Source organism: Stenotrophomonas sp. 28608_Sma (assembly GCF_056486185.1).
Window position 1 is genome coordinate 1,481,436 of sequence record NZ_CM151308.1, and the last position, 12,401, is coordinate 1,493,836.

Annotated in this window: 9 protein-coding genes; 6 read left to right on the plus strand and 3 right to left on the minus strand. The window is 67.3% G+C overall.

Translation table 11 applies throughout. The features are described from left to right. The first annotated feature begins 1 nt into the window (after position 1). The 3 genes from ACZLHH_RS06750 to dapE are packed head-to-tail and all read left to right on the plus strand — an operon-like array spanning position 2 to position 2,407. The gene (locus ACZLHH_RS06750) at positions 2-871 is read left to right on the plus strand and encodes a hypothetical protein (protein WP_180844862.1); all 870 of its coding nucleotides are present in this window, start codon (positions 2-4) and stop codon (positions 869-871) included. Between the two features lie 31 nt (positions 872-902). Continuing rightward, positions 903-1,274: an arsenate reductase gene (locus ACZLHH_RS06755; protein WP_180838119.1), complete on the plus strand. Its 372-nt coding sequence runs from the start codon at positions 903-905 to the stop codon at positions 1,272-1,274. Further along, positions 1,271-2,407 (plus strand): succinyl-diaminopimelate desuccinylase, encoded by a 1,137-nt coding sequence (dapE, locus tag ACZLHH_RS06760; RefSeq protein ID WP_180844863.1) that lies wholly within the window; start codon positions 1,271-1,273, stop codon positions 2,405-2,407. Before ACZLHH_RS06755 ends, dapE begins: the two co-directional genes overlap by 4 nt. Positions 2,408-2,473: 66 nt before the next feature. Here the strand turns inward: dapE and ACZLHH_RS06765 are convergent, their stop codons facing one another. After that, a complete protein-coding gene (locus tag ACZLHH_RS06765; RefSeq protein WP_180844864.1) occupies positions 2,474-3,352 on the minus strand; it encodes a tetratricopeptide repeat protein in 879 nt (292 codons plus the stop codon). A 336-nt stretch (positions 3,353-3,688) separates the two neighbouring features. Here ACZLHH_RS06765 and asnB point away from each other — a divergent pair, with 336 nt between their 5' ends. Then, entirely contained in the window at positions 3,689-5,380 is a 1,692-nt protein-coding gene (gene asnB / locus ACZLHH_RS06770) for an asparagine synthase B (protein ID WP_180844865.1), read from the plus strand. A 100-nt stretch (positions 5,381-5,480) separates the two neighbouring features. After that, positions 5,481-6,869 carry a cation:proton antiporter domain-containing protein gene (locus ACZLHH_RS06775; RefSeq protein WP_180844866.1) on the plus strand — a complete coding sequence of 463 codons (1,389 nt, stop codon included), beginning with the start codon at positions 5,481-5,483 and terminating at the stop codon, positions 6,867-6,869. A gap of 15 nt (positions 6,870-6,884) precedes the next feature. Here the strand turns inward: ACZLHH_RS06775 and ACZLHH_RS06780 are convergent, their stop codons facing one another. Beyond that, positions 6,885-9,212 carry a penicillin acylase family protein gene (locus tag ACZLHH_RS06780; RefSeq protein ID WP_180844867.1) on the minus strand — a complete coding sequence of 776 codons (2,328 nt, stop codon included), beginning with the start codon at positions 9,210-9,212 and terminating at the stop codon, positions 6,885-6,887. A gap of 123 nt (positions 9,213-9,335) precedes the next feature. On the opposite strand from ACZLHH_RS06780, the gene bfr reads away from it, so the two are divergent. Then, positions 9,336-9,824, plus strand: coding sequence for a bacterioferritin (bfr, locus tag ACZLHH_RS06785; protein WP_004151115.1), 489 nt, complete (start codon positions 9,336-9,338; stop codon positions 9,822-9,824). 303 nt (positions 9,825-10,127) lie between these two features. On the opposite strand, the gene parC is transcribed toward bfr, so the two are convergent. Beyond that, positions 10,128-12,371, minus strand: a complete 2,244-nt coding sequence (parC, locus tag ACZLHH_RS06790; RefSeq protein ID WP_180844868.1) for a DNA topoisomerase IV subunit A — start codon at positions 12,369-12,371, stop codon at positions 10,128-10,130. Positions 12,372-12,401 lie beyond the last annotated feature (30 nt).

Genomic DNA, 12,401 nt, shown 5'->3' on the forward strand with positions numbered 1-12,401 from the left:
GGTGACTGCGCCGGAGGATCTGGCGCAGTCCGCGATCTACCGGCATCCGTTCGACACCCTGGTCGGGCGGATGCTGCCGCGCCTGCTGCACGCCCCGCGCTGGAACCGGCTGCGCCGTGCACTGTCGCGGCGCTGGCCGATGCCGGCGCTGGTCAGTGACGTGCGCGATGTGGTCTACGTGAGCTGGTGGGTCGACGTGCGTCACGCACCAATGCCACCGCCGGGCCATCACTACGTGGTCCATGCCGGACGCACGCCTTACACCATCCTCAGCTACCGTCACGGCCACTTCGGGCCCGCGCTGGCTGGGCCGCTGCGTTCCATGATGCCGTCACCACGGCAGAGCAACTGGCGCTGGTACCTGCGTCGTGACGACGATCCGGACGGGACGCCGGTGGTGCTGTTCGACCGCAACGTGATGGACCAGCTGGCCTTCGTCGCCGGCGCGCGCGTTTTCAGCGATGCCATGCAGCCGCATCTGTCCACACGCTTCGAGCATGTGGTGCGCACCGATGGCGATGGGCACACCCTGATCGAAGGCGGGGAGGGCAGTGCGCCGAGGTTGCACCTGCAGTGGCAGGCCGCTGCAGGCTGGGAGGATGCGGCGGCGTGGTCGGCGGCCTTGGACGGCCACCAGGCCCTGCTGCGTTTCCTCACCTGCCAGGACGAGGCCATCGCCCGTACCTGCGACGGCCGCTGGGCCAGCACCCGCATCGCGCTGCCGGTGGAGATCGACAGCCTGCAGCCCCTGCGCCTGATCGGTGAGCAGCAGTGTCCGCGGCTGCAGGCGATGGACTTGGCGCTGCAGGAAGGGCTGGCCTTCCGGCTGCCACGGGTGCCGTTCCGGGTCGTGTCCGAGCGCCTGTTGTGAGATTCTGGCCCTCTGTTTTCCAGCATCACAGATGGCCATGAGCACCACTGTCTACGGTTTGAAGAACTGCGATACCTGCAAGAAGGCGACCAAGTGGCTGGACCGCTTCGGCGTGCCTTACACCTTCGTCGATTACCGCGAGAACAAGCCGAGCCCGGAAACACTACTGGCGTGGGCTGGGCAGCTGGGGGGCCTGGCCGCGATGGTGAACAAGTCGTCCACCACCTGGCGGCAGTTGCCGGACAACCGCAAGGCCGCCGACTCCGAGGCCGAATGGAAGCTGCTGCTGCGTGAATACCCGCAGCTGATCAAGCGCCCGCTGGTGGTCACGGCCGATGGCACGGTCAGCCAGGGCTTCAGCGACAACGGTTTCAAGGCACGCTTCGGCGTGGGCGACGCATGAGTGCGGTCCTCGACCTGACCTGTGAGCTGATCGCACGACCCTCGGTGACGCCGGATGATGCCGGCTGCCAGGCATTGCTGGCGGCGCGCCTGAAGCAGGCCGGATTCCAGTGCGACCACCTGCGCCTGGGTGAGGTCGACAACCTGTGGGCGACCCATGGCCAGGGCGCGCCGGTGCTGGTGCTGCTGGGCCATACCGACGTGGTGCCGACGGGCCCGCGCGAGGCCTGGGCCAGCGACCCGTTCACGCCGCAGATCCGTGACGGCGTGCTGTACGGCCGTGGCGCCGCCGACATGAAGGGCAGCGTGGCGGCGTTCGTGGTCGCCGCCGAGCAGTTCGTCGCCGCACATCCCGATCACCCTGGCACGCTGGCGGTACTGCTGACCAGCGACGAGGAAGGCGATGCCATCGATGGTGTGCGTCACGTTGCACGGCTGTTCGCCGAGCGCGGCCAACGCATCGACTGGTGCATTACCGGAGAGCCATCGTCGACCTCGACGCTGGGTGACCTGCTGCGCGTAGGCCGTCGTGGCAGCCTGTCGGCCAAGCTGCGCGTGCAGGGCGTGCAGGGGCATGTGGCGTACCCGGAAAAGGCGCGCAATCCGATCCATCAGGCGGCACCGGCACTGTCCGACCTGAGCGCAAGGCGCTGGGATGAAGGTTATGAGAGCTTCCCGCCGACCAGCCTGCAGATCTCCAACATCCACGCCGGTACCGGCGCCAACAACGTGATTCCCGGCGAGCTGGAGGTGGATTTCAACATCCGCTACAACCCGCACTGGGATGCACCGAAGCTGGAAGCGGAGATCACTGCAGTGCTGGACCGGCATGGCCTGCAGTACACGCTGAAGTGGCACCGCAGCGGCGAGCCGTTCTACACCCCGGAAGGCACGCTGCGCGCCACCGCGCGTGCGGTGCTGGCCGAGCACATCGGCCGTGCGCCGGAAGAAAGCACCGGCGGCGGCACGTCAGATGCACGCTTCATCGCACCACTGGGTGCACAGTGCATCGAAGTGGGGCCGGTCAACGCCAGCATCCACCAGGTGGATGAGAACGTACGCGTGGACGATCTGGAAGCGTTGCCGGGGCTGTACCAGCGCCTGGTGGAACGGCTGCTGGTGGGAACCCCATGACGGAATGAATCCCGCGAGGGTGGGTGCCGACCGTTGGTCGGCACGCCTCCCGCCGGGGCCGCTTCTCTACTCTGAAAAAATGAAGAACGGCGGCTCGACCGCTTTCTTCCAGTAACTTGGCGCGGCCATGTAGAAGTGTTGCGCCTCGGCTCTGGCGAACCAGCGCGCCGCCGCGTCGGTGTCTTTCTCCACACCCGGCGCACTGCGGCCCAGCAGCAGACCGGCGAAGTACTGGCCGAACACATTGCCCTTCTCACCGGCGCGCTGGTACAGCTGCAGCGCACGCACCGGATCGCGCGGCAGTCCCACGCCCTTTTCCAGCAGCGCGCCCAGGTCGACCTGCGCTTCGGCGTCGCCGTGCTCGGCACGACGCTGGATCTGCGCTATCAGCGGATGCACGGTGTCACCCTGTGCGGCCACCGCATCCGGCAGTCGCGACGATGAACTCGGGTAGCGCTTGTAGATCATTCCGCGCAGGTCCCAGCGCAGCGCCTGCTGCGCGTCGCCTCGCTGGCGGTAGGCCTTGGCGAGCCCGTAGAACGCATAGGGATTGCCGTGGTTGGCAGCCGCCAGATACGCGCGTTCGCCACGTCGCCAGGACGCGCGCAGGACAGGTGCAGGGTTGATGCGGGGGCTGTCGGCATGCTGCAGCCTGCCGGAGATCCAGATCCGGCCCAGTGCTTCTTCCGCTTTGGTGTTGTGGAAGGTCCAGGGCGTGACCGCTGCGGCACGCTCGTAGTAGGCGATGGCGCGCGGATCGTTGAAGCGCTCGAAGGTCTGCGCGGTATCAAAGGCACCCTCGAAGCTGCCGTCGGTGCCTCGTTGCTCCAGTGCCTGCTGCTGCGCCAGCGGCAACGTGGAGGGCGGAGGCAGGGTCTGGCAGGCGGCCAGGCTCAGGCAGAGCAGGGCGGCCAGCGCCGCGTTGCGTCCAGTGCGGTGTTGCATTTCCATTACACGTTTTACGGCGGGCCATTATGCGCGCCGGGGAGTGGTTACCAACGCAACGGTTGCGCCGTGCCGGAAACCGGGGTAGGGTCGATGCCATGTCGATCCGCCTGGCCACCGCCGTCAATAACAACAACCGCAATAATCTGCGCGCGAATAATCGTGCGCGGCCGATGCGGGACTGCGCCCTGGGTAGATAGACAGCAACACACGCCCGGACACCAGAAAACCCGCATCAGCCGATGCGGGTTTTTTTGTGCCCGGGCGCAGCCCCACCCGGGCCTGGTTGCCGGTCGAACACCTTCCCCGTGAAATCCCCACAACAGGAGCTCTGCCATGTGTTCGATCTTCGGAATCTTCGGCCTGCAGGCCGGTGACGATCTTCCTTCCCTGCGCCGCCATGCGCTGGAACTGTCGCAGCGCCAGCGCCACCGTGGCCCCGACTGGAGCGGCGTGTACCTCGACGAAGGTGCGCTGCTGGTCCATGAGCGGCTGGCCATCGTCGACCCGGCCGGTGGTTCGCAGCCGCTGCTGTCGGCCGATGGCCAGCTGGCACTCGCGGTGAACGGCGAGATCTACAACCACCAGGCATTGAAGGCGGCGCTGACCACCGCCTACGACTTCCAGACCGGCTCGGACTGCGAGGTGATCAACGCGCTGTATCGCCAGGGCAGTTCGCCGGCGCAGTGGCTGGAACAGCTCAACGGCATCTTCGCCTTCGCGCTGTGGGACCGCGACAGCGGGCGCGTGCTGGTGGCGCGTGACCCGGTGGGCGTGGTGCCGCTGTACTGGGGCCACGATGCCCAGGGGCGCCTGCGGGTGGCCTCGGAAATGAAGGCGCTGGTCGATACCTGTGCCGACGTCGCACAGTTCCCGCCGGGTCACTACTTCGACAGTGCCAGCGGTGAGCTGGTGCGCTATTACCAGCAGCCGTGGCGCGACTACGCCGACGTGCAGGGCCGCCAGGCCGACCTGGCCGAACTGCGCCAGGCCTTCGAGCATGCAGTGGAGCGCCAGCTGATGAGCGACGTGCCGTATGGGGTGCTGCTGTCCGGTGGCCTGGACTCGTCGCTGGTGGCGGCCGTTGCCGCGCGCTATGCGCGTCGCCGCATCGAGGATGGCGGGCAGACCGAAGCCTGGTGGCCGCGCCTGCATTCGTTCGCGATCGGCTTGAAGGGCTCGCCCGATCTGGCGGCCGCGGCGATCGCTGCCGAGGCACTCGGCACCGTGCATCACGGCTTCGAATACACCTTCGAGGAAGGCCTCGACGCGCTGCCGGAAGTGATCCGTCACATCGAGACCTACGACGTCACCACCATCCGCGCCTCGACGCCGATGTTCCTGCTGGCACGGCGGATCAAGGCGATGGGCGTGAAAATGGTGCTGTCCGGCGAGGGCAGCGATGAGATCTTTGGTGGCTACCTGTACTTCCACAAGGCGCCGGATGCACGTGAATTCCACGGCGAGCTGGTGCGCAAGCTGGACGCGCTGCACAACTACGACTGCCTGCGCGCCAACAAGTCGATGATGGCCTGGGGCGTGGAGCCGCGCGTGCCGTTCCTCGATCGTGAGTTCCTTGATGTGGCGATGCGCTTCGATGCCGCGCACAAGATGGTCGGTGCCGGCTTCGGTGGGCGCCGCATCGAGAAGGCGGTGCTGCGCGAAGCATTCGACGGCTACCTGCCGGACAGCATCCTGTGGCGGCAGAAGGAACAGTTCAGCGATGGCGTTGGCTACGGCTGGATCGACGGGCTGAAGGCGCATGCCGAAGCACAGGTGAGCGACCGTGTACTGGCGGCGGCCGACAAGCGCTTCCCGCACAACCCGCCACAGACCAAGGAGGCGTACTACTACCGCCACCTGTTCGAGCAGTTCTTCCCGAGCCGTGCGGCCGCCGAAACCGTCCCGGGCGGCAAGTCGATCGCCTGTTCGTCGCCGGCCGCCATTGCCTGGGACGCCAGCTTCGCCGCGGCGGCAGATCCGTCGGGCCGCGCGATCGCCGGGGTGCACGAACAAGCACTGGCCTAAGCCCTCAAAAAGGGGACGGAGGGGATTAAGTCGTTTGTGCCACTAACGACTTAATCCCCTCCGTCCCCTTTTTGTATGATCGCCCCCTGCGCATTGGGGAATGTTCATGGACGTACAGGCAGGCGGCGACGTGCCGCCCAGGAAATGGGGATGGCGTTATCTGGCCTGGGCCGGGGTGCCGTTGCTGGCTGGCGTACTGCTGGCGCGGTATGCCGGGCCGGCGGCGCCCGAGGCGGTTGCCCGCGCCACCGCCGCCGATGAAGGCGGCTGGGCTCAGCATCTGGCGTCCCCACTGGGCCTGTTCCTGCTGCAGCTGCTGGTGCTGCTGCTGGTGGCCAAGGGCGCGGGCGCGCTGCTCAAGCGCTTTGGACAACCGGCGGTGATCGGCGAGATGGCCGCTGGCCTGATGATGGGGCCGCTGGTGCTCGGCAGCCTGCTGCCGCAGCTGCATGGTGCGTTGTTCCCGGCCAGCTCGCTGGGTCCGCTGGGCATGCTCAGCCAGCTGGGCGTGCTGATGTTCCTGCTGGTAGCCGGTGCCGAGCTGGACCTGGCGGCGCTGCGTGGCCGCCGGCGCTTCGCCTTCACGGTCAGCCATGCCGGTATTGCAGTGCCGTTCGTGCTCGGCGTGGCGCTGGCGATCTGGCTGTATCCGCAGCACGGTCTGCAGGGTGTGGGCTTTACTGCATTCGCATTGTTCGTCGGCATCTCCATGAGCATCACCGCGTTCCCCGTGTTGCTGCGCATCCTTGCCGATCGTGGGATCACACAGACGCCATTGGGCCAGACCGCGATCGCCTGCGCGGCATTGGGCGATGCCACCGCCTGGTGCCTGCTGGCCTTGATCGTCGCCGCCGCCCAGGCCAGCGGCTGGTTGCCGGCCAGCCTCAACCTGCTGTGCGTGGTCGCGTTCGTAGCGCTGATGCTGGGGCTGGTGAAGCCGTGGTTTGCCCGCCAGCAGATCGCGCCGGGCCGTGAGGGACGTTGGTTGCTGGGTATCCTGCTGCTGTCACTGGCGAGTGCGCTGGTCACCGAGATGCTGGGCATCCACGCGTTGTTCGGTGCATTCGCTGCGGGCGTCGCGGTATCGTCCAACGCGCAGCTGCGCGACCTGTTGATGGCCCGCGTCGAACCGTTCGCGGTGACCCTGCTGCTGCCGTTGTTCTTCGCCATGACCGGCCTGCGCATGCGCGCCGATGCGCTGCAGGCCAGCGATATCGTGTTGTGCGTGGTGGTGATCGCGGTGGCCACGGCCGGCAAGCTGCTGGGCACCTTCAGTGCCGCGCGCAGTGCGGGCATGCCCACGCGCGAAGCGTGGCGGTTGGGGGCGCTGATGAACACCCGTGGCCTGATGGAGCTGATCGTGCTCAACCTGGGCTACGAGCTGGGCCTGCTCGGCGATCGGCTGTTCGCGGTGCTGGTGATCATGGCGTTGGTGACCACGGCGATGACCGGGCCGCTGCTGAACCTGATCGAGCGGCGCCGGGGCTGAGGGCCGGCACTACCGCTACCGCGCCGGTACCAGCGTCATCGTGTGCTGCGCCTTGCCGGGCAGGAACGGTGTCGGCCGCCCATGCACCCAGTCCTCGTGGCCGGCGCCCCAGTACGGCGACAGCGGATGGCCGCTCTGGCCGCCGGGCATGTGCACGATGCCGTCGGCCTCGTGGCCGGGCGAGACCACCATGCGTTCGGAGGCGCCGAAGTTCGGCGTCTGCACACGCGGCATGTCACGGTCACCGGGCAGGGGATCGGCGGGCATGCACAGCCAGCGCTTGGCGATATCCGGCAATGCACGCGCGATGGGATGGCAGAGCGCCGCGGTGTTGCGCTCTCCCCAGGTGCGCTGGGCCAGTGGGCCCTGCTTGGCCAGCTCGCTTTCGGTGCGGCGTGCGGCATCAAGCAGCAGCGCGTCCCAGCTGTCGTAGGCCGGTGGCAACAGGTTGGCGGGGCGTTGCTGCAGCATCGGCCAGGCCACGCCTTCCAGTTGTGCCAGGCGCGGGTCCAGATAGTCATCGCCCAGCTGCGCGTTGGCCGGTGCCAGCAGTGCTTCGGACAGGGTATCCATCACCTGCGTGCGGAACGCGCGCACCACCCGGTAGCTGACCGAGCCGGCCGAGGCCCGGCCGCCCCATTGATGGCTGACCGCCTTCAAGCGCTTCAGAGCAGGGTCGTCACTGCGTTCGATGACGTCATGCAGCAACGCCCACCAGCGCTGCAGGAACACGGCGCGGTCGTCGAGCTGGATCGCCAGCAGGTCGTGTTCGTCGAAGCGGTCCTGGATGGCGAGCAGGTCGCGGATCTGCTGCGCACGCGCGCCGAGGTCATAGCCACCGTTGCCGACGCTGGCCAGCGCCTCGCCGTCGAGGACGCGTCCGTTGGCGGTCCACAGGCGATGGTTGGGGGGATCGATCAATGCAGGCGAGGCATCGCTGCGGATCGGCCACGGTGCGCAGTCCTGGTTGCTGGCGGCCGTGAAGCTGGCCGGCGCACAGCCGGGGCCTCGGTCGGGGCGGGCGCCGATCAGGCGCCAGGCGATGCGTCCGCTGCGGTCGCCGACCACCAGGTTCTGCGCGGGAATGCCGGCACGGTCGGCGAAGTGCAGTGCACCGTCCAGGTCACCGGCGCGGGCCAGATCAGCGAAATCCAGGCGTACGGCGCCGGGCAGGTGTGCGACCCAGCGCAGGGCATCGCCACTGCCATCGGCATGGGTGTGCAGGATCGGCCCCCAGGCGGTTTCGCGTACCGGGAACAGCACGTCGGCCTGGCCGGCCACCGCAATGCGTTCTTCGTGCACGGTCACCGTGGCGTTGGCCGGTTCCGTGCGGTAGTCCGCCGTGTCGATGTAGCTGTTGGTGAAGCCCCAGGCGACGTGGCCGTTGCTGCCGACGATCACCGCCGGCAGGCCAGGGAGCGAGAAGCCAGTGACGTCGACTAGGCCGCCGGCGGCCTGCGGGTCCGGATAGCGCAGGCGCACCCGGAACCACAGCCCCGGCGCACGCAGGCCCAGGTGCATGTCGTCGGCAACGATCGCGCGGCCGTCCGCGGTGAGTGCGCCGGCCACCGCGAAGTTGTTGCTGCCGATGACGTCCGCCTCCTCCTGCTCGGTGCCCGGCTTTCCCTTCAATGTGCGCAGATCGAGCTGGCTGGCATCGGGCAGAATCGCATTGCCGGTGGCTTCGCCAAACAGCGGTGCATCCCATTCGGTGCCGTCGTGGGCAATCAGCGCGTACAGCGCCGGCGGCACCACCGCACGGATGCGGCTGAGGGCAAGCTCGGTCTGGTTGTTCGGGTCCTGCAGGTCGGCGTACATGGCCAGCCCGGCCAGCACGCTGTCGCTGGCCTGCCACGGTTGCGGTGACTGCCGCAGCAGCAGGTAGGCCCATGGCCGCACGGAGAGATCGGTAAGGCCTTCGTTGACGCCATCCACATAGGCGTGCACGACCGCGCCGTTGTCGCCCAGCGCGGTATCCAGATGCGCCTCGGTGCGGGCGCGCAGGCGGTGCACGCGCATGCGCTTGTCAGCTTCAATGGCCTTCGGCCCGAACAATGCCGACAGCTCGCCGGCGGCACTGCGGCGCATCAGGTCCATCTCGAAATAGCGTTCCTGCGCATGCACATGGCCGAGTGCGCGCATCGCGTCGGCCTGACTGCCGGCAGTGATGGTGACCACCCCCAGCGCATCGCGCTCGATGGTGACCGGCTTGGCCAGGCCCGGCAGCGCATGCTCGCCGTCCAGGTCGGCCAGGCTGCCGCGCAGCAGCAGCCACAGGGCCAGTGCGGTGACCAGCACGATGGCGACCAACACACCCAGCACCCAACGCCATGTACGTCGCATCGCACGTCCTTTCCGAACTCGTGGGCCGATTGTAGCCGCAGGCGCAACTGCGACTGATTCCGATTAGATCACCGTATTTTGAAATGCGGCACCCTATGCCACATCGATTCACAGGAGCCCCCCATGAAAGGCAACCCGGACGTCATCGCCTGCCTGAAGGAACTGCTGCGCGGCGAGCTTGCTGCCCGCGACCAGTACTTCATCCATTCCCGCCGCTACGAGGACCAGGGCCTGTTCGCGCTGTACGAACGCCTGAACCACGAGATGGAAGAGGAAACCCAGCACGCCGACGCGCTGCTGCGCCGCATCCTGTTCCTCGGCGGCGACCCGGACATGCGCCCGCATGCCACCGAGCCGGGCAAGACCGTGGAAGAGATGCTGCAGAAGGATCTCGACACTGAATACGCGGTTCGGAACAATCTCGCCGCCGGCATGAAGCTGTGCGAAGAGAAGGGTGACTACGTGAGCCGCGACATGCTGCTGGCGCAACTGAAGGACACCGAGGAAGACCACGCCTGGTGGCTGGAGCAGCAGCTGGGCCTGATCAAGCGCATCGGCCTGGAGCTGTACCAGCTGAGCAAGATCGACGGCAACGGCGCTCCGGCGCACTGAGCCGGCACCGCGATCCGGTAGGGCCGACTGTTAGTCGGCCGCTCTCCAAACGGCAGCCGACTAACAGTCGGCTCTACCAGAGGCAAAAAGCAGCCGACCAGCGGTCGGCTCTACCAGAAGAAGCACAGCGTTCTGTCGCCCGCCAGCACCGGAGCATCGCCAGCCAGCTTTCGCCAGCCAGCCGCTCCACCGCCCGCCAGCCGACAACGAAAAAGCCGGGGAATGCCCCGGCTTTTTCGTGTCTGGTCTCCGGCAAGGCGTGTCAACCAAGGTTGACACCCACCAGGAGCAATGCCCCAGCCTTTATTCCACCGACAGCCCTTCCACCTTCTGCCAGCCGCGCGGCAGCAGGTGGCCGCGGGTGGCGCGGGCGCCGAGGTAGGCGTCGAGCTCGTTGAACTTCAGCCCCATCGTGCGCTGACCGCTGCGCACCTGCAGGATCTGCCCCGGGCTGATCGCCACGATGGCGACCACGCGTTCAGTGGCGAGCTTGGCCTTCGGGATCTCGATGATCTTGTTGCCCTTGCCCTTGTCCAGTTCCGGCAGGTCGTTGGCGGCGATTGCCAGCAGGTTGCCGGAACTGGTCACCGCCACGATGCGGTCGGTGGCCACGTTGGCGACCATCGACGGGGTGAGCACCGACGAGCCGGACGACAGGTTCAGCATCGCCTTGCCGGCCTTGTTGCGACCGATCAGGTTCTCGAAGCGGGTGACGAAGCCGTAGCCATGGCTGGAGGCCAGCACGAAGCGGGCATCCGGCTCGGCACTGGCCAGGGTCACGAAGCTGGTGCCCGCTGCCGGCGAGAAGCGGCCGGTCAGCGGCTCACCGTTGCCACGCGCGGAGGGCAGGGTGTGCACCGGCGTCGAGTAGGCGCGGCCCTCGCTGTCGAGGAACGCGACCTGCTGGGTGCTGCGCGCACGCACCGCGCCCTGCAGCGCATCACCGTCGCGGTAGGAGAGGGCGGACGCATCGACGTCGTGGCCCTTGGCGGCACGGATCCAGCCCTTTTCCGACAGCACCACGGTCATCGGCTCGCTCGGCACCAGCTCGGCCTCGTCGATGGCCTGCGCGGCCTGGCGCTGCACCAGCGGCGAACGGCGCGCGTCGCCGAACTTCTTGGCGTCGGCCGTCAGTTCGTCGCGGATCAGCTTCTTCAGCTTGGCCTTGCTGTCGAGGATGCCGAGGATCTTCTCGCGTTCCTTGGCCAGCTCGTCCTGCTCGCCGCGGATCTTCATCTCTTCCAGGCGGGCCAGCTGCTTCAGCTTGGTTTCCAGGATGTACTCGGCCTGTTCCTCGGACAGGCCGAAGCGCGCGATCAGCGCCGCCTTCGGTTCGTCCTCGGTACGGATGATGTGGATCACCTCGTCCAGGTTGAGGAAGGCGACCAGCAGGCCTTCCAGCAGGTGCAGGCGGCGCTCGACCTTCTGCAGGCGGTGCTGCAGGCGGCGGGTGACGGTGTTGCTGCGGAAGGTCAGCCATTCGCTGAGCAGCATCTTCAGGTTCTTCACCTGCGGACGGCCGTCCAGCCCGATCACGTTGAGGTTGACGCGGTAGCTGCGCTCCAGGTCCGTTGTCGCGAACAGGTGGCCCATCAGCTGGTCGGCGTCGACGCGGTTGGAACGTGGCACCAGCACCACGCGCACCGGGTTGGCGTGGTCGGATTCGTCGCGGATGTCTTCCAGCCACGGCAGCTTCTTGGCGCGCATCTGCGCGGCGATCTGCTCGATCACCTTCGACGGCGACACCTGGAACGGCAGCGCCGTCACCACGATGTTGTTGGCTTCCTTGTTGAAGGTCGCACGCGCACGCACGCTGCCGTTGCCGGTCTCGTAGATGTTCCGCAGATCGTTGGCGGCGGTGATGATCTCGGCGCTGGACGGGTAGTCCGGGCCCTGCACGTGCTCGCACAGGTCGCGCACGGTCGCATCGGGGGTGTCCAGAAGGTGCAGCAGTGCGCTGACGATCTCGTTGAGATTGTGCGGCGGCACGTCGGTGGCCATGCCCACGGCGATGCCGGTGGTGCCGTTCAGCAGCAGGTGCGGCAGCCGTGCCGGCATCCAGGTCGGTTCCTGCAGGGTGCCGTCGAAGTTCGGTGCCCAGTCGGTGGTGCCCTGGCCCAGTTCGCCCAGCAGCACTTCGGCGATCGGGGTCAGCTTGGATTCGGTGTAACGCATCGCCGCGAACGACTTCGGGTCGTCGCTGGAGCCGAAGTTGCCCTGGCCCTCGATCAGCGGGTAGCGGTACGAGAACGGCTGTGCCATCAGCACCAGCGCCTCGTAGCACGCGCTGTCGCCATGCGGGTGGTACTTACCGATGACGTCACCGACGGTGCGCGCGGACTTCTTCGGCTTGGACGCGGCATTCAGGCCCAGCTCGCTCATCGAATAGATGATGCGGCGCTGCACCGGCTTCAGGCCGTCGCCGATGAACGGCAGGGCGCGGTCCAGGACCACGTACATCGAGTAGTCGAGGTAGGCGCGTTCAGCGTACTCGCGCAGCGGCAGTTGTTCGAATCCGTGGAACACGGGGCGGGCAAGTTCGGTCATGCGGCGTTGTTACCTGTTGTCGGGAGGCGG